Source organism: Microbulbifer sp. MLAF003 (assembly GCF_030012965.1).
Taxonomy (GTDB): domain Bacteria; phylum Pseudomonadota; class Gammaproteobacteria; order Pseudomonadales; family Cellvibrionaceae; genus Microbulbifer; species Microbulbifer variabilis.
The window spans coordinates 1,034,926-1,052,740 of sequence record NZ_CP120232.1; the positions used below are offsets into that span (position 1 = coordinate 1,034,926).

The 17,815-nt window shown below is 46.9% G+C and carries 16 protein-coding genes; 11 read left to right on the forward strand and 5 right to left on the reverse strand.

All coding sequences use genetic code 11. From position 1 onward, the window contains the following. Positions 1–194 precede the first annotated feature (194 nt). From gap to tnpA, 6 genes are all read left to right on the forward strand, one after another. A complete protein-coding gene (gene gap / locus P3339_RS04965) occupies positions 195–1,229 on the forward strand; it encodes a type I glyceraldehyde-3-phosphate dehydrogenase (protein WP_020412532.1) in 1,035 nt (344 codons plus the stop codon). 152 nt (positions 1,230–1,381) lie between these two features. Then, complete coding sequence (gene pyk / locus P3339_RS04970; RefSeq protein ID WP_282952600.1) at positions 1,382–2,818, forward strand: pyruvate kinase; 1,437 nt, start codon at positions 1,382–1,384, stop codon at positions 2,816–2,818. 886 nt (positions 2,819–3,704) lie between these two features. Next, on the forward strand, positions 3,705–5,201 hold the full coding sequence (locus P3339_RS04975; protein WP_282952601.1) for a DUF6531 domain-containing protein: 1,497 nt from the start codon (positions 3,705–3,707) through the stop codon (positions 5,199–5,201). Then, complete coding sequence (locus P3339_RS04980) at positions 5,150–8,548, forward strand: RHS repeat domain-containing protein (RefSeq protein WP_282952602.1); 3,399 nt, start codon at positions 5,150–5,152, stop codon at positions 8,546–8,548. Before P3339_RS04975 ends, P3339_RS04980 begins: the two co-directional genes overlap by 52 nt. Then, on the forward strand, positions 8,545–8,973 hold the full coding sequence (locus P3339_RS04985) for an immunity protein PIM1 family protein (protein ID WP_282952603.1): 429 nt from the start codon (positions 8,545–8,547) through the stop codon (positions 8,971–8,973). Before P3339_RS04980 ends, P3339_RS04985 begins: the two co-directional genes overlap by 4 nt. Positions 8,974–9,107: 134 nt before the next feature. Continuing rightward, positions 9,108–9,404 (forward strand): IS200/IS605 family transposase, encoded by a 297-nt coding sequence (gene tnpA, locus P3339_RS23330; RefSeq protein WP_353056884.1) that lies wholly within the window; start codon positions 9,108–9,110, stop codon positions 9,402–9,404. Positions 9,405–9,613: 209 nt separating this feature from the next. Here tnpA and P3339_RS04990 read toward each other — a convergent pair whose 3' ends face one another. Next, on the reverse strand, positions 9,614–9,817 hold the full coding sequence (locus P3339_RS04990) for a hypothetical protein (RefSeq protein ID WP_282952604.1): 204 nt from the start codon (positions 9,815–9,817) through the stop codon (positions 9,614–9,616). On the opposite strand from P3339_RS04990, the gene P3339_RS04995 reads away from it, so the two are divergent. From P3339_RS04995 to P3339_RS05005, 3 genes are all read left to right on the forward strand, one after another. Then, on the forward strand, positions 9,812–11,224 hold the full coding sequence (locus P3339_RS04995; RefSeq protein WP_282952605.1) for an RHS repeat-associated core domain-containing protein: 1,413 nt from the start codon (positions 9,812–9,814) through the stop codon (positions 11,222–11,224). The genes P3339_RS04990 and P3339_RS04995 overlap by 6 nt on opposite strands. Further along, the gene (locus tag P3339_RS05000; RefSeq protein WP_282952606.1) at positions 11,221–11,664 is read left to right on the forward strand and encodes an SMI1/KNR4 family protein; all 444 of its coding nucleotides are present in this window, start codon (positions 11,221–11,223) and stop codon (positions 11,662–11,664) included. The genes P3339_RS04995 and P3339_RS05000 overlap by 4 nt, the downstream gene beginning before the upstream one ends. Positions 11,665–11,846: 182 nt before the next feature. Then, entirely contained in the window at positions 11,847–12,041 is a 195-nt protein-coding gene (locus P3339_RS05005; protein ID WP_282952607.1) for a hypothetical protein, read from the forward strand. Positions 12,042–12,445: 404 nt separating this feature from the next. Here the strand turns inward: P3339_RS05005 and csrA are convergent, their stop codons facing one another. The 3 genes from csrA to P3339_RS05020 form a co-directional block, all read right to left on the reverse strand. Then, positions 12,446–12,610 carry a carbon storage regulator CsrA gene (gene csrA, locus P3339_RS05010; protein ID WP_020412536.1) on the reverse strand — a complete coding sequence of 55 codons (165 nt, stop codon included), beginning with the start codon at positions 12,608–12,610 and terminating at the stop codon, positions 12,446–12,448. A gap of 1,276 nt (positions 12,611–13,886) precedes the next feature. Next, positions 13,887–14,108 (reverse strand): hypothetical protein, encoded by a 222-nt coding sequence (locus tag P3339_RS05015; RefSeq protein ID WP_282952608.1) that lies wholly within the window; start codon positions 14,106–14,108, stop codon positions 13,887–13,889. A gap of 76 nt (positions 14,109–14,184) precedes the next feature. Next, positions 14,185–14,355 (reverse strand): hypothetical protein, encoded by a 171-nt coding sequence (locus tag P3339_RS05020; RefSeq protein WP_282952609.1) that lies wholly within the window; start codon positions 14,353–14,355, stop codon positions 14,185–14,187. 28 nt (positions 14,356–14,383) lie between these two features. Here P3339_RS05020 and P3339_RS05025 point away from each other — a divergent pair, with 28 nt between their 5' ends. Together P3339_RS05025 and P3339_RS05030 are read left to right on the forward strand one after the other, a co-directional pair. Then, positions 14,384–15,133, forward strand: a complete 750-nt coding sequence (locus tag P3339_RS05025) for a zinc metalloprotease (protein ID WP_282952610.1) — start codon at positions 14,384–14,386, stop codon at positions 15,131–15,133. A gap of 42 nt (positions 15,134–15,175) precedes the next feature. Next, on the forward strand, positions 15,176–15,574 hold the full coding sequence (locus P3339_RS05030; protein WP_282952611.1) for a hypothetical protein: 399 nt from the start codon (positions 15,176–15,178) through the stop codon (positions 15,572–15,574). A gap of 849 nt (positions 15,575–16,423) precedes the next feature. Here P3339_RS05030 and P3339_RS05035 read toward each other — a convergent pair. Next, entirely contained in the window at positions 16,424–17,443 is a 1,020-nt protein-coding gene (locus P3339_RS05035; RefSeq protein ID WP_282952612.1) for a Vgb family protein, read from the reverse strand. Positions 17,444–17,815: the final 372 nt, after the last annotated feature.

A 17,815-nucleotide genomic window follows, 5' to 3' on the forward strand; every position in this document is an offset into this window, starting at 1 on the left:
GTCTTGACCTAGCACTGACCTGGACTGGTGCTAGCTCCTGAAGAAATGATTTTTTTATTCGCAGGAGTGATCGTCCAGCAAGTTATGGATGGCTTGTTACATTTCCGAGTTAATTGTCACAAACGTTCGGTAAGGTGCATCCGTTGATGGGTGCAGCATGGAAAACCAGAAGCTAATAAACAGGGTAAAGCCAGATGAAAATTAAAATTGCCATCAATGGTTACGGCCGTATCGGCCGCAACGTCACCCGAGCCATCTACGAGTCCGATTATAGTGATCGTATTCAACTGGTTGCGATTAACGACCTCGCCCCGGTGGCATCCAATGCGCACCTGACCCGATTTGATACCATCCACGGCCGCTTTGGCACGGATGTGAAAGTAGATGGTGATGCACTGGTAGTTGGTGGTGATCGAGTGCAGGTGTGCCAGGAGCGAGATCCGGCCAAGTTGCCCTGGAAAAAACTCGGAGTGGATTTGGTGCTGGAGTGTACTGGCCGCTTCACCGATAAAGCCTCCGCTTCTGCACACCTCGAAGCAGGCGCCTCTGCGGTGCTCATCTCTGCGCCGTCAAAGGATGCTGACCTCACTGTTGTTTACGGAGTTAATGACGCCAACCTGACCGCAGATCACCGCGTGGTTTCCAATGCATCCTGCACTACTAACTGTCTGGCGCCAGTGGCCCAGGCGTTGCACCGCGAGCTCGGTATAGAGCGCGGCGTAATGACTACGGTACACGCCTATACCAATGACCAGAACACCCAGGATGCTGTCCACGCTGATATTTATCGGGCGAGGGCTGCAGCTGACAATATGATTCCTACCAAGACCGGTGCAGCCGCCGCTGTTGGCCTGGTGCTACCTGAATTGAAAGGGCGCCTGGACGGTATGGCTGTAAGGGTTCCGGTAAGCAATGTTTCCCTGGTGGACTGCCAGTTTATTGCCGGTCGCGACACTACGGTCGAGGAGATCAATCGTATTATGCAGCAGGCAGCGGAAGCCAGTAATGGCGTTTTGACTTACTGTGACCAGCCACTGGTATCGGTAGACTTTAATCACACCAGTGCTTCCAGCCACTTCGATGCCAATCACACTCGTGTAAATGGCAATTTGGTGAAAGTGATGGCCTGGTATGACAACGAGTGGGGCTTCTCCCATCGTATGCTGGATACCAGTTTGGCCATGGCTGCGGCACTGCAATTGGACTTGCCTGTGGCCGAGTCGGCCTGATTCGATTGAGCGGAACGCCGGCTTAGTGCCGGAATATAGGTGCGGGATAACCTATAAATTCGTCTTGTACTTTAAGGGCTGGTAAAAACCATCAGGGAATAAGGTTGGCCAGTCCAAAGAACTTTTTCAAACTGAATAGCTGACGGGACCATATGATTCGCCATACAAAAATTGTCGCCACCCTGGGACCCGGCACAGACAAACCCCACGTAATCGAGGAGATGATTCGTGCCGGGGTAAATATTGTGCGCCTGAATTTTTCCCACGGCTCCGCCGAAGACCACCGCCGCAGGGTGGAAGAGGTGCGCGAAGCCGCAACAGCACAGGGTAAAACTGTGGCTGTGCTGGGGGATTTGCAGGGACCCAAAATACGCATAGCGCGCTTTGCCAACGGTAGCGTTGACCTGGAAAATAATGACGAATTTACTTTGGATCTCGACTGTCCCCCCGAAGGTGGTGATGAGCACCGTGTTGGGGTTGATTATCCTAGCCTGATTAGTGATTGTGAGTCTGGCAATATCCTACTTCTGGACGATGGCAAGATCCGCCTTGAAGTAACTGGTACCACACCGAGTAAGCTTTATTGTCGGGTATTGCAAGGTGGCAAGTTATCTAACAACAAAGGCATCAATCTTCTTGGGGGTGGCCTTTCCGCACCGGCTTTGACAGAGAAAGATTACCGGGATATTGAGCTGGCCGCTGAGTTAGCGGTAGATTTTCTCGCGGTGAGTTTCCCTCGCTGTGCGGAAGATCTGGAAACTGCTCGCAAGGCTATGCAGGCAGCTGGCAGCCAGGCAGCGATAGTGGCCAAGGTGGAGCGCGCTGAGGCAGTTGCTGACAATGCGAAGATGGATGCATTGATTCTTGCATCCGATGCCATCATGGTCGCTCGAGGTGACCTCGGGGTTGAGATTGGCGATCCGGCCCTGGTGGGTGTACAAAAGAAATTGATCAATCGCGCTAATGCGCTCAATCGTGGCGTGATTACTGCGACTCAAATGATGGAGTCCATGATCACCAGCCCGACACCCACCCGCGCAGAAGTGATGGATGTTGCCAATGCAGTGTTGGATGGTACAGATGCTGTGATGCTCTCTGCTGAGACCGCTGCGGGTGATTACCCGGTGGCGGCAGTGGAATCCATGAGTGAGGTGATTGTGGGTGCTGAACAGTATCTTGGCAGTGTCCCATACACCCCTGAGGAGCATGGTGCCTCCGACCGTATTGACACGGTCATTGCCCAGGCTGCGATTGATGTCGCCTCTCGAGTGGAGAACCTCTGTGCCGTGGCTGCCCTGACAGAATCAGGGCGTACACCACGGATGATGTCACGGGCCAATACTCGCCTACCTATTTATGCAATGACACGACACCCGAATGTTGCGCGCCAATTGGTATTGTTACGTGGTGTTGAGCCCATCAGCTTTGATCCGGCGGCAGTTCCACTGGGGCATCTTACCGAGTCCATTATTGAAGTGCTCAGTTCGCGTATTGACCTACAGAAAGGGCAGAGAGTCTTGATCACCCAAGGTGAACGCTTGAATGTAGGTGGACACACCAGCTCCATGCGTATTAAAGAGATCGAGTAACCAATTATTCGGTGTAAGCCATCACCTGCCATGAACCCAAGAGGGCTGGTGATGGTGCAGCAGTTGTTGATGTAATTTAATGGCTGTGACCTCAAAAAATTTTCCTGCGCTTTTTTATTCTTTTCTTATATTTTGGTTGTTATTTGCGCAAAAATATAAGACTACAGTTCCATATTGTTTCCTTATTTATTGATTTTTTGCTGTTCTAGGCAAATAAATATGTTTATTGCCTATTAAAAAACCACAGCATTTTCAGGGCTACTTATCTTGTGTATGGGTAATTCTGCGGCAGGGCTTTGCTGCTGAATTATATTTTCCAATAGAGCTCTTTCTGTAAATTATCTACGGTTGTTAACTCCGAAATAAAACAATTAAACTATTTTATTTGATTATTTCTTTTTTCCCTGGGTGTCAAACTGACTCCTTGGTTTGTCTTATTCGTGTAATAACACTTATCTATCCCAACCAGCCTATTTGCGGTAACCTGCTTCAACAGGTCGCAATTTCAGGTATCTCCTGCCAGTAGCTTTGGCCTCACCTCATCCTAGTGCCGGTGAATTAGAACTATTGGCGAGTAGAATTTCCATAAGCCAGAAAGGCGGTGATTTTCACTATTTAAGATTTCACAAATTGCGATTACCCTAATTCAATATGTTTTCTAGGGGTATTCAACCGTGCGGAAAACAGGGTTTTTGATTGCAAATTGAGCAAGTCAAAGGTGAATCCGGCTCTTTGAGTTGGTATTCCCAATGCCGAGACCAAAAATAAATCAAGACGATTTATTGGGTCAGGAAATGATAACTAGAGGCTGGCGCACAGCGGGCTTACGGCGTTTGAAGGATTATCCATGCAGCTAAGTGTCGAGAACAGGCAAGGCGTTCGTTATATGGTCAGAGTTGGTTGGGCATACCAGATGGGTATTCCCCTGAAGGTCAATGCCAGCCAGCTGTTGTCCATGTTTGATGATGCTGTAATCCAGGAGATTCACGAACACTTCTTTGGCATGAATGGTATCTCCTGTAATGCGCTGAGTGTCAGTATTCAATCAAGCCAGGCGGGCACTGTCTTCTTAGGGCCACTGAGTGAAGCGCCCGGCCATCTTTCCAGTCGAGAACAGGAAATTTACCTGGCCCTGATCCAAAATCGCCTGATTATTGAAGAAGCCCCGTTTGCAGCCACGGCGCTTGCTGATAAGCAGTCAGAGTTGATTGCCAAGATTCGCATGGGGCTGCAGCAGATTATTGCCCAAGAACGAGCTGAGGCAGCGCTGATCCAACAGCGTCACGAGCAGCGTTCCACCTTAGAGAAAGTGGGTGCCTATATTGATCGCGGTGCTACCGGCTTAGGCAATGCCGCTTGGGGCCTGGCGGTTTGGGGCAAGGACGTGATGGAAGTAGCTGCGCTAGTTAATCCCATGCGCCAGGCCAGGGAACTCAGCACGGCAACAGCAAACTACCTTTTGTACGATAAGAGCTTCGAGGAATCCGGCAAAGAGTACCTCTCTGCAGTGCATCGGGAAGCCGTTGATGTGCTTGGCTTTGATCCATCCAAGATCACCAAGCAGCAGCTGGAGCTGGCCCTCGAAGTGGCCCAGGTGATTTATGACGAGCCGGCACTACGCGATACGATTTTCCGTTTTGCTCAGGATTATGTAAAAGCCCAGCACAGCCTCGAAATCACCGAGATGGCCGGTGGTGGTGCATTCGAGATTATTCTTACTATCGTCTTGGCTGCAGTCACAGGTGGTGCCGGTGCTGTGGCATCCCTGGTTAAAAATGCCCGTCTGCTGAAGGCTTTCCGCGGTATTGGCGATTTGATGCTCGACTTCGCCAAGCTGAAAAAGCAACGTAATCTGCTTTCCAAAAAGCGAGGTGGTAATGCCAAGGGTAATGGAGCCAGCTTTTCCGACCTGAGCTCTTCCGATGCAGCCGCCCCATCCAATTCGAGTGGCCCCTCTTCGAGCAGTTCGAGCTCCAGTGGCAGCTCCAGCAGCTCTGGTGCCAATAACAGTAACCAAAGCGGAAATAGCTCAGGTAATAACAGCAATAATTCTCAGGCTAGCGATAGCAGTAAGACCAGCCAATCCAGCGAAGCGGATAAAACCAATAGCCAAACCGGGAAAAACCATAACGGAGATAGCTCCCAATGTAATGGCAAGGCTTGCGAAGGCGGCGAACCTATTAACTTAAAAACGGGTGAAGAACGCCTTACTTTGGTCGATGCCGTACTGGATGGTCCACTGCCACTCACCGTGGCGCGCACCTACCGCAGCAGTAATTCCAAAGACTTCGGCCTGGGCCACGGCTGGACCCACACCCTGGTGAAAAGCTGGTGTGGCGCCCGGGTAAAGCAGTGCAGTTCCACGATGCCGAAGGCAGGGTGATCAGTCTGCCTGCTCCAGGAGACAGCGGCCGCAGTCACAACGTAGTGGAGCAGTTAAGCCTCACCCGCATTAATGACGATCACTGGATAGTGACTCCTTACGGTGCCCCCAAAGGTGTACAAAAACACTTTAAAGCCACCGGAGATAAAGGCTCCCTCAAGCTTGCAGAAATCCGCGATGGCTACGGCAATTATTACCTGTTCCACTATGTCGACGAACGTCTGATCTGTATCGAAAGCAGCATCGGTGAAGCCCTGCATATCAGCCCGCCGCCAGGGCAGCCAAACAGCCAGCGTATTGGTGAGCTGAAAAAAGAAACCCGCGACGGCCGTATTAAAGTACTCGCAAATTATGAGTACAGTGGTGAAGGGGACCTGATTAAAGCCATCGACGCCGACGGACACAGTGAGCAGTACCAGTACCATCAGCACGTCATTAAGCAGCGCACCCTAAAAACCGGCTACCGCTTCCACTTTGAATGGGATGCCGAAGGCCCCTCCGCCCGCTGTGTGCGCCAGTGGGGCGATCCTATCGATGGGCAGGATACTTACAATTACCAGTTTGCCTGGGATGATGATGGCAAGGGCGTTACCGTTACCGACACCCGCGGCGGTAAAGAGCGCTACCGCTTTAATGACCGTGCCCTACCAATCTATCACCGCGACCCGGAAGGTGCAGAGACTCTCTATAGCTACAACGACCTGGGTCAGGTCACCCGGGTACAGCTGCCCAGCGACGATGGCAGCCTGCGCGAAGAAATTTACCAGTACGATAATCAGGGTCGCCTGATACAAAAGACCGATGCCGCCGGCAACAACCACCGTATCGAATACAACGGTGAAGGCCTGCCCGCAAAAGTTACCGACCCCGCCGGTAATAGCTGGCAACGGGAATACAACGAAAATGGCCAGATCGTTGCCAGCAAAGACCCCCTCGGCAACAGCACCCAATACGGCTATAACCCTGTTGGCTTAATCGGCAGCGTTACCGACCCTCTCGGCAATACCACCCGCTACCTTTGGAACCCCGAAGGCAATCTTGCCGCGATCAAAGATCCCATGGGCCGCGCCCAGCACTACCGCTACGACGGTGCTCGTCGCCTGGCTGAAGTGCAGCATGCTCCGGGCCAGATAACCCGCTATGAATACGATGCCCAGGACCGTATCCATGCGGTGACCACCTCAGACGGTGCCCGGACTCAATACAGCTATAACCCCCAAGGATTGCTTGCCGAAGTCATTGACTCTGAAGGCCGCAGTACCTGCTACGCTTACGACGGCCTCAGCCAGGTAAAGACCCGTACCAACCCGGACGGCAGCCGCCTGGAATATCACTATGATGGCGAACGCAACTTAATTGGCCTAGCCAATGAAAATGGCGAGCGCTACCAACTTAAATACGACCTCAATGAACGCCTGATTGAAGAAGTTGGCTTCGATGGCCGCGTTACCCGCTACGCCTATAACCGCGCCGGCCATCTGGTAAGCTCCAGAGCCGTAACCGACACAGACAGCGGCAAAGGCATCGACACCATCTTTGAGCGCGACCCCTTCGGCCGCCTATTGGAAGAAACCACCCCGGACGGAATTACCAACTTCCGCTACAATCGCAGCGGACAACTTATCGAAGCAGAAAATACCCACCGCAAACTGCGCTGGGAATACGATGCCAATGGCCGCGTTACCACCGACTGGCAGGGCAAAGATAAACTGAGCCACCAGTACGATGCCGCCGGCAACCGTATCGCCACCACACTACCCGATGGCGAGGTACTTAACTTTGCTTTTAACCCCGCCGGTCAATTCCAAAGCCTGCACCGCCGCCCCTTAGGCCGCGATACCGATCAGCTGATTACCAGTATCAGTCACGACGAACAGGGCAGGGAAAGCCAGCGCCAACACGGCAACGGACTGGAAAGCCAAAGAGACTACGATCCACAAGGCCGCCTGCACAAGCTGCGCCTGGGCAAAACCGGCAATGCAAACCAGAGCCCGGTGTCCGATCCCACCCAGGACACAAGCTCAATTCTGGAGCGCAGTTACCAGTACAACAAAGCCGGCCAGATCGCCAAGATCGAAGACAGCCTGCGCGGAACCCGCAGCTACCACTACGACGCCTTGGATCGCCTGACCCAGGTAGACGGCCCCAACCCTGAATATTTTGTGCACGACCCCGCACACAATATTCTCGCGGCCGGCAACTCAAAAGACGAAGCCAAACAGCAGGCCAGTGCCACCCAGGTCAAAGGCAACCGTTTAGCCTTCCGCGGTGATACCCACTACCGCTACGATATCCACGGCAACCGCATTGCCGAACTACGCGGTAAAGGGCAAAAACTGCAAACCCGCTACCACTACAACAGCCGCCAGCAGCTGGTACGTGTAGAAAAGCTCAAGGTAGAAAAGGGCACAGAACAGTTCCAACAGGTGATCCACTACCAATACGACCCCCTGGGCCGTCGTATTGGCAAAGTCACGAACAGCGAACTAACCGACTTCCTCTGGGATAGCGATGTTCTCCTGCAGGAAAGCAAAACGGACAACCAAACCAAACAGGATCTCAGTACCCGCACCTATTACTTCGAACCGGGCACCTTTAAACCGGTTGCTTTAAAGGAAAGTCAGCAAGATAAAGAGCAGGTCTATCACTACCATCTGGATCACCTGGGAACGCCTGATACCTTGACCAGTCAGGAAGGTGAAGTGGTCTGGAGCGTTGCCTACAAGAGCTATGGCAATATTGCCCTGGCCCATGAAAATCAGATAGAGCAGCCAATCCGGTTCCAGGGGCAGTACTTCGATGAAGAGACCGGGCTGCACTACAACCGGTTTAGGTATTATGATCCACAGGTTGGGGAGTTTACTCAGCAGGATCCGATTGGGTTGCAGGGTGGGCCTAATAGCTACCTTTATGTGACAAATACAGTTCAATTTGTAGATCCATTCGGCTTAACGGCTGAAAAAGGTGATTGTGATACCATAAAAAGGATCAATGTCGGAGAGTCTGGGCATCATGTTCCTGCGGTAAGAAAAAGCAAAGGAAGACCGTTCGAGGTTAAGAGATCGGATAAGGACCGACCTACATTGCATTTTAAAGGTGATGATCCAGGACGTGATCATTGGAGATTACATAATGCTGAAAGAGAAGTAATCGGCCCGAGACAAGGAGACTTTGATGGTACTGATCAAGAACTTATGGATGCATATAAAAAAGCATATGAAAATCTTGATGATATTAAAGTGGATGTTAAATCACCAAATGGAAAGTACAATTTAGGAGAGGATCTTACTCCTAAGAATGCTGTGGAAACAATGGAAGAATATTTGAAGGGTATTGGAATGCTATGAGTAATAAATTAACCTCTTTACTCCAGTTGATAAAAGATGGAAAAGTTATTGGGTTAAGAAACTTTAAAAATCTGAATATTGATTTTGCTCTTGATCAAAGAGATGATGACCCATTTGATAGTGATTGGGTGAGTGCAAATAAAAGTATAGGGGAGAAATTTACTCAAGTTTCATTAAGTCAAGATTCAAAGGACTTAATCGATGAGATTAGAGAAGCTGCTTTTAAGTTGACAAGCAAGGCTGTCGGGGTTAATGAAATATCTGAATACGTTTGTGATGATTTTGAGCTTATTGCTAAATCTATAGTTGTATCATCTGATAATCTTTGGGTTGCGGCTATGCTTAAAGCTTATTTAGATGGATTCTTTCCGACAGGCAAGTTACAACCATCATCGTACACTGTGAACGAATTAATTAATACATAGGTAAACCACCGCCTCTGTCGATGAGACTTGACAGGGCTCTTCCGTTACGGCGCGCAGAATGAAAAATATGGCCTCCATGAACTGGCAAGTTCTATAAAGGAGGCCATATACGAAATTGGTAGTGGGAAGCTCTTGTGAAGCATTATTGCTGGTACCACGTAGTATGTGTGTTTAAGCATCCAAAGAAAGCATTATTTGGAACATTGAGACGGGAGATTGGAGCGATATTTCGAGACTTATGCTGTCAAAAGGGCATTGATTTGGTCGAGGGGTACATAGTGAGGGGGCACACTCATATGTTGTTAATGATTCCTCCGAAATTCAGTGTTTCCAATACGGTTGGGTTCTTAGATGGGAAAATCTTCGATCCAGATATTTCAGAAGTGCAAGCATGTACAGAGAAATTTACAGGAAGACACTTTTGGGCTTGAGGATATTGCGTTAGTAGGGTGAGGCTCGATGAGCAGCTGATTCGAGAGTACATCAAGAATCAAGAAGCTGGAGTGCGCCGTCAACAGCAGATGTAGCTGGCCGGATTGTAACTAGCCTCCTTTGGAGGCTTTCACCATAGCACCCGCTATGTGGGTGGTTGCTGATTAATAATTGAGGTCAGAGTATATTATTGGCGTTTAATTAATCTTTAATCAGGTTTCAGATTGCTGTCTGCGAATACGATGCTCAGGGTCGTATCCATGAGGTAATCTCCGTAGATTGCGTCCGCACCCAATACAGCTACAGTCCCCCGGGGGTTGTTGGCACGCCCGACTCTGATGGCCGCAGTCCCTGTTGCGCCTACGATAGTCTGACCCAGGTAGACGGCCCCAACTCTGAATATTTTGTGCACGACCCCGCACACAATATTCTCGCGGCCGCCAACTCAAAAGACGAAGCCAAACAGCAGGCCAGTGCCACCCAGGTCAAAGGCAATCGTTTAGCCTTCCGCGGTGATACCCACTACCGCTACGATATCCACGGCAATCGCATTGCCGAACTGCGCGGTAAAGGGCAAAAACTGCAAACTCGCTACCACTACAACAGCCGCCAGCAGCTGGTACGTGTAGAAAAGCTCAAGGTAGAGAAGGGCACAGAACAGTTCCAACAGGTGATCCACTACCAATACGACCCCCTGGGCCGTCGTATTGGCAAAGTCACGAACAGCGAACAAACCGAATTCCTCTGGGATAGCGATGTCCTCCTACAGGAAAACAAAACGGACAACCAAACCAAACAGGATCTCAGTACCCGCACCTATTACTTCGAACCGGGCACCTTTAAACCGGTTGCTTTAAAGGAAAGCGAGCAAGATAAAGAACAGGTCTACCACTATCACCTGGACCACCTCGGCACCCCGGATACCCTCACGAACCAGGAGGGTGAAGTGGTATGGAGTGTTGCCTACAAGAGCTATGGCAATATTGCCCTGGCCCATGAAAATCAGATAGAGCAGCCAATCCGCTTCCAGGGGCAGTACTTCGATGAAGAGACTGGGCTACACTATAATCGGTTTAGGTATTATGATCCGGCGATTGGGCAGTTCACTACACAAGATCCGATTGGGTTGTTGGGTGGGGTAAACAACTACCGATATGTACCTAATCCAGTGCAATGGATCGATCCTCTTGGCTTGAATTGTAAAGAAGTATCTGGTGGGCAAGAGAATGCGTCGGCAGGACCTCGTGATACTACCGAGCCCTCCGACATTCCTAATCCAAATAAAAAGTGGACTCCAAAAGAAGTTGGTGGTCGTAGAGTTTATCAACGAGACGACTTAATAGATCCACAGCAAAAAAGTTCGTGGAAAGATGATAGTGGCAATTGGGTTTATGGTACGAATGTAGAAAGAATGGAAGCTGGCAGGGCCCCAGTTATCAAGAGAATAAAAAATGGACGACAAAAATTAGAGCCAATACAACTACATCATCTTACTGGTCAAGAGGTTAATGGGTTGACTGGGACGAGGGGAAGCTTGGCAGAAATTGACCCCGAACTTCACCGATCTCGAACTTCTACTTTGCATATCCCTGTACAACAAAAAATAGGAAATGGTGATCCTAAGAAGCTGGAAGCCTTAAAAGAGAAGAATCGAAAGCGCTCCCGTGAGCATAATAAGCATCCATCAGCGTTGCCTAAAAACCCAAGTTTTAGGAAAAATAATGATGGAAGCAGATCTGTCCAAGATAACGAATTTAACTCATATCGTGATGAATATTGGAAAGAACGTGCAAAAGATTTCAAAGAGGAAGATACATGACCGCATACGACGAAGTAATAAAAGCAATTGAGCAAGGTAATACCAGCTTCGGACCATATGGAAGGGCTGCTGCAAGTGATGAATCAATCACTAATGGAGAAAAAGAGCTAGGCTTATCTTTTCCAGCCTCGTACTTATGGTGGCTGAAGCATTATGATGGCGGAGAGATAGGTAGCGATACGATATACGCAATAGATGCGGACGGAATGGGTAAACCTGATATTGTAGACTTCGCTGTCACACGAGATGACTTTGTTCCCGGCCATGTTAATCGCCTTTATTTCGGAGGTAACGATGATGAAATGTATTACTTTGACATTGCTAGTGGCTTAGATGAAAACAGCGAATATAAAGTATATTTATTTGACCATTTAGCTCAAACCGATGAGCTGTATGCTGATAGTTTCGCTGATTTTTTGATAAAACGGATAAACGAATAGAATCACTAGCACACTTAATGCAAGCCGGACGTTTTACCACCCTCTCGCTCGTCATCCCTGTTGCAAAAACACCGCAACAGGGCCGCCAAGCTCCACTATGCCATCGTCGAGCTCAGCGAGTCCGTTCTACCTCCGCCATTTAATGTGCTGGTTGGAAAGCGTCCGAAAAGCTTGCTGAGGTGATGAAAGCTGATTATTCACAATCTGAAAATAAAAAGCTGGATGGAGAGAAGTATTTTCAAGTATGTGCTGAAGTATTGAATTCCCCAATGGTAATGAAGGAAATTGGGGAGTTGAAACAAACTAATGACTTTAGGGTTAGTGTTGCCAATCCAGATTCTGGAAAAAATATATTTAATGTGTGCTCATTTTTTTGAGTTTAAGGCTTAATAAAGTTATAACGTAAAGGGGGCAATTGTGAGATGCGACCTATATGCATCTTTAGTGACAGTTAGGAAAGAGGGTATAAACCAGAGGCAGCTGGACTATAAGAATTCTGAGTAGTATTGTAAAACACACTGAAGGCTAAACAAATTTAGCAGTTTCGATTCCACCCCTAAAAGGTACCAGGATCATAGTTTTGGACAAAAGACTGGATAATGTTCAGCTTCATTTGGTGAAGGTGTAGTCCAGTCCTGCTCCCTGATGGTTGAACTCTAGTAATATTTAGAGAGAGTATGCAAAAACTATAATCAACTTAGAATAGCTTAGTGTTATTCGGTCTGGGTTGAGCATTTCCTATTGGCAGACTCTTTTATTAAACGGTTTCTATTGGTCAGTTCTAGTTTTTTTGGATACGCTTGTAAATTTCCTCGCGATGAACAGGTAATGATTTGGGAGCTTGTATTCCTATCTTCACTTGGTTACCTCTAATCTCCAATACTGTGATTGAGACATTAGCCCCAATCCTTAGGTTTTCGCCGGTCCTGCGCTTCAAGATCAACATATTCGTTTCCTATTTAAACTCTAACCATGGGTAGACCTTCCGGGATGAGAGGGCTTGGAAAGTAATGCTGGCAGGAAAGGAAGGGTGGGGCACGAGAACGGTAGGCGTGAAATAAGAAAAGGCGGACGCTACGCTCCCAGAGCTTGGAAAATCGCTCCAAGCTACTGAATGTGTTCGCCTTTATTGAAGACGAGCAGGTTTCTAGCGTACTATGCATATAGCCACTTTGATAGTCTGATTATCAATTTGGTTAGCTGGCCCCTGGTGTTGGTAGCACCTTGGGTCAGCGCCTTTTATCTGTACTTACTTCACGCTAACGTTCTCCTTAGAGAAAATGGGTCATTTAAAAAGATCTTAGGTATCTTTAGTTATCTTTAGTTATCTTTAGTTATCTTTAGTTATTTGGGGGTATGAACTCATAGAGGCTTGTTCGAGTATGGCCCATATTGCTGATCAAATTCTATTGATTTTACGTAGTTTTGATGCTGAAAAAAACTTAATAAAATTGAATAAGATTATTTGGGCGCCTATTTTTATTCATGTCGTCTCTCGATTAGAAAATTTCTAAAACTCGCTACCGCTCCAGCACAACAAGCTGAACGGCCCTAGGATTGTTGGTTGTGTAAGTGATGGCCTAAATAACTGCTAAACCTTTCAGGTCCAATAATATATTAAGCGGTCCAGGCAATAATTAAATAGCTTGCCATTCCATACATCACTAAAAGACTAACTTATAAATAAGCCACGCAAATTGCTGTTGCCTGTAAGGTAGGTCAGTGTGACCAGGTCTGGCTATGGCGAATCCAAGAAGTGGTGGCAATTATGGAAGGAAAAGCCAATATGAATGGTAATACAAGGGCAGCAAAGGAGTAAGTATTTTCTGTTAAATTACGATGAGTATTATGGCTTCTCTCTAGCTCCTGCATTGCTAGTTCAGATGTATCCTTCTGGCTGAGGCCACTTTCTTAGTATTCTTCCGGAGTAACGTACATCTTGAATTTTACTCTGGTTATCTTTGTGGTTGTCATTAATAAGCTGTGATTCACGATTAAAATTAAAGTCGCACTAATGATAATGCATATCTGGGTTTTCGAATATATGCCAATTCCAATAGCATTTATATTAATAAAAATAAGGTTGATTGGTGTAGAGGCGAGAAATATGGCAAAGGGGCAGGTGATGATAATTACTGAGATTTTTGTTTGTTTGGAATTTGGCCCCATCTTTTAATTGCTCTTTTTGTTGGAGTTGCGGTGGCTCTTATATCTATGGTTGCTTAAATATTTTGTGTTGTATCCAAGGTTTGTATTTGTTTTGGGTATAGCTTGCCGATTTTAATAGGTCCCTTATTTTTGCTTTGAAAATAATTTCTCTTGAAACTATTTTTCCTGTCATTGGTGTATTTTTTATTTTCCTTTGTTGGTTGGGTTTTTTCCCGCTTTATGGGGGTGGTTTTTTTATGTCGAACTTGCCGCCCTATAAAAGAAATTGATGTCATTATCACGCTTTTGAGATTTGGTACTATTGACATGAGTTGGTTTGAGAGTGGAAGGTGATCGGGCTGTCTGGGGTTATCAATTTAATAAAAAAATTAAGGTTCCGGTTATGAGAAAAGCTAATCTTTCAACTTCAATAAAAACTGCATTATCTTTGTGTTTGCTAATATCACCTGCTGTCGGTTTTGCTGAGAGTGATTCTTCGATTGAGCGTGCTAATGACAATGCTAAATTTAAACGTTGTGGCACTAATCATCCCTCTGTTCAGGAGGCTGCTTTGAAAGAGCAGCATTTCACTGCGCTGCGTGGACAGTCTCGTAATATAAGTAGTGGAGGTCATACGCTACGTCCAGCTGGCTCTGTAACTATTGATGTGTACTTTCATGTTATTACTGATAACGCAAATAATGGTTCGCTACCCAGCAATGTAATTAATTCGCAAATGGCGGTGCTTAATGATGCTTATGCGAGTACACCATTTACTTTTAATCTGGTTTCAACTTCAGTAACGGCCAATAATTCTTGGTATAACGTTGGTTATGGTTCCTCCGCAGAGCGCGCTATGAAAAGCTCATTGCGTGTTGGTGATGCGGGAGACCTGAATATCTATGTGGCTGATATCGGTGGTGGCCTACTTGGGTGGGCAACTTTCCCAAGCAGCTATTCCTCAGATCCACTGGATGATGGGGTAGTTATTTTAACCGGTTCTGTGCCTGGCGGCGATGCTGCGCCTTACAATGAGGGCGATACCCTTACTCACGAGGTTGGCCACTGGTTAGGTTTGTATCATACCTTCCAAGGCGGCTGTGGTGGAAATGGGGATTATGTCTCTGATACCCCTGCAGAAAGGTCACCGGCTTATGGGTGCCCAGTAGGCAGGGATTCCTGTACAAGGGGACGGAACGCAGCCGGTCTTGATCCGATTACAAATTTTATGGATTACACGGACGATAGCTGCATGTACGAATTTACAGAGGGGCAGGCCACTCGCGCTGATGAGCAAAGCAGTACCTATCGGGGCCTATAATAATTTTTCGGGGGGATTATTCCCCCCGATACACTGACAATTATGAGCAGCATCCGATTATTTATCCTATGTGCCTTGATATTGGTGAGTACGTCTAAGGTAACTGCCCAGAGGCTCGCTGTGCCAGGTTATGTCACTTGTGATAGAAATCAGTTGACTTCCTGGCAGGGAGAGGTGACAAAATTGGTGCGTGAAGGAAACAGTATTAAGGTATGGATTTCCACTGATTACGACACTAAAGAATTATTAGTGCTGACAATGCCTAGCTGGAAAGCACTTTTAGCGCAGTTCCGCCTACAAGGGAAAGAGTTTCTGGCGAGTGACTGGGGAAAAGTGACTGATCCACAAGCAGGACTTAGGCCTGGGGTTCGAGCAGTGATTTGGTTATGCGAGAATAAGGCCTATCCCGCTGTGATCAATTGGCAACCTCCACCAGAGTAGGCACCTGCATGTTTACTTTTTGATGTTTACTTTTTGTGTAGTTAAGATTTAAATAAAATTTTAGTGTCTCCTTAATTAATTCACGGAAACCTTTTATGATGATTAGTAATTCTTAAATCAAAGGTTGCAAGCCGTTGAAAAGTAATCCCTCGATAAGGTTCGGAAAGCTGGCCCTGTATCGAGAGATATTCTCGGAGCTTATGATTTTTTTGGTAGATTCAATTCCAGGGGTTCCCATCAATAAATCGATTTCTTCCACCGTAGAGCATTTTTGCATTTCCGTTTGCACGAAAATCAACATCTCCCCTATAAATTAGTTCTCGATATGGGCTGCTGGAGCTAACGGCATAATCCTCAAGTTCAACGCCTTGCTTGAATATAAAAATAAACATATGAGTGGCACTATTTTTATATCTATCTTCTGAGAAAAAAGAAGGGTGTGGGCATCGCTTGGGCTAAAGCACTGTGTTGAAGGCGTTAAATAAACTCCAGTTTTAGCAGACAGACCCCGGCGTGTCCTGTCAGGGGTTCCTTTAATAAATTTGTCTATCATTAAGATCTGATTAAATCCAGCTTGACTTGTGTAGTGAATATATATTGGGTTTCCCCTTCGGATCCTCTATTCATAAGAACGTCTACTAAAGGCGAGGCTCCTCCAGTTGGATAAATTTTGTTTCCTATAGGATTGTTTGGCATGTTTATCTCCTTGTGTGATTTTTATATTTGGAAAGAAGATAAAATAACTGGATAGGGTAGTAAAGTTTGAGCTTAACTACTTTCAAAAAATTATTTTGACCAACAGAGGGTCCCTTGGTTAAGGGGTTAATATTTTTTAAACTTAGAACTGGCTCAGTTTTTTGGTATTCCCTGATCCAAGAACCCAGCATCGACACCAAACCAAAAGCTTCCATCTTTGTTGTCGAAATACATATATCGAATGTTTCCTCCACTGGGTACGGTAGTTTGGCTGACAAATTTTTGTGTTTCTATATCAAAAGCAAAGATGATGTTAGGAATATCGCCGGTGTCTGCTACCCATAGCCGGCCTTTGTTATCCATTGCGGTTCCGTAGGGGCGAGGGTTTTCAGTGGGGAGCTTCCACTCCTTGAATTCTTTTGTGCTGGGCGTATATCTGCCAAGATAGCCTTCTGGATAGTCTACATACCAGATATTGTCGGAGGTATCGATTTCCAGCCTACGAGGCCGAGCGTTCGGCCGGGGAATTGAGATTTCGTTTACCGCCATGGTTTTAGGGTCTACCCAAGCTAATTTATTCGTACCAAATAGGGCAACCCAGGGGCGATTTTGTGAATCTACCTTGATTCCGTAAGGACGTGCGTTGGCCGTTTGAGGTGTGGCTATTTTCACTTCTCCACTATTGACATCCAATATGCCTATGCGGTTGCTCTGCTGGGCTGTAAACCAGATATTGCCATCATGGTTGAAAACCAGTGTATGTGGATCATTTACGCCTTTAGGCATTGCGTATTGAGTGATTTTACCTGTCTCTGCATTCATACGCCCAATGTGAGCATTGCGGTTGCCTGCATACCAGATCATACCCTGTTTATCCACTATCAGATTATGAGGGTGTGTTCCTTCAGGAACCTCGAATTTTTTAAATTGCTCATCGGATGGGGTAAATCGACCGATATAGTTGCCGGCCTGCCCACAGAACCAAACTTGCTGTTTGTTATCCACATGGGGGTCTCTGGGCAGCCCCTGCCAGGGTACTTTCCACTCGTTTAACTTGAGCCCGTCTGGCAGTTTATTTTCTTGTGCCTCAGAAGTTAATGGAGTAGATAAGAAATAAATGGCGCAGATAGCGATTTTTAGTGACAGCGTATGAAGTTTTGGGTAGATATTCATATGCCAGTTCCAATGATTAAGCCGTCAAGGAGAATTTATGTGTTTATACCCTAGCATGGAAATATATGTGAGCTGAGTCCTGGTCAAAGCATAGGTGATAATTGGTGCTCATTTATAAAGGTTTACAAAATCGATATTTCGCAGAAGAGCGGTTTCAAACAGCCAGTTAGATGTCAGGAATATAATCGGTACACCCAATTATATTCACGAAGAGAGACTAAAGTTCCAGAGTTCCATTTGGCGAGTTCTTGTTGAGTTTGTGGGGCTCAATTGAGAGGAGTCTTGTCTTTACAGCTGAGTAGAATTAACAGGCGGTTTTTCGGTACCTGGCAGTCATATTACCCTCAATTTACACGTCAACGTGGTATAGCG

What these genes read in the sequence shown, in the direction of transcription:
- P3339_RS05015 (WP_282952608.1), bottom strand. Translation starts at nt 14,108, where the DNA reads ATGACATCAATTTCTTTTATAGGGCGGCAAGTTCGACATAAAAAAACC.
- P3339_RS05005 (WP_282952607.1), top strand. Translation starts at nt 11,847, where the DNA reads ATGAAAGCTGATTATTCACAATCTGAAAATAAAAAGCTGGATGGAGAG.
- P3339_RS04975 (WP_282952601.1), top strand. Translation starts at nt 3,705, where the DNA reads ATGGTCAGAGTTGGTTGGGCATACCAGATGGGTATTCCCCTGAAGGTC.
- P3339_RS04985 (WP_282952603.1), top strand. Translation starts at nt 8,545, where the DNA reads ATGAGTAATAAATTAACCTCTTTACTCCAGTTGATAAAAGATGGAAAA.
- P3339_RS05030 (WP_282952611.1), top strand. Translation starts at nt 15,176, where the DNA reads ATGAGCAGCATCCGATTATTTATCCTATGTGCCTTGATATTGGTGAGT.
- P3339_RS05035 (WP_282952612.1), bottom strand. Translation starts at nt 17,443, where the DNA reads ATGAATATCTACCCAAAACTTCATACGCTGTCACTAAAAATCGCTATC.
- csrA (WP_020412536.1), bottom strand. Translation starts at nt 12,610, where the DNA reads ATGTTGATCTTGAAGCGCAGGACCGGCGAAAACCTAAGGATTGGGGCT.
- pyk (WP_282952600.1), top strand. Translation starts at nt 1,382, where the DNA reads ATGATTCGCCATACAAAAATTGTCGCCACCCTGGGACCCGGCACAGAC.
- gap (WP_020412532.1), top strand. Translation starts at nt 195, where the DNA reads ATGAAAATTAAAATTGCCATCAATGGTTACGGCCGTATCGGCCGCAAC.
- P3339_RS05000 (WP_282952606.1), top strand. Translation starts at nt 11,221, where the DNA reads ATGACCGCATACGACGAAGTAATAAAAGCAATTGAGCAAGGTAATACC.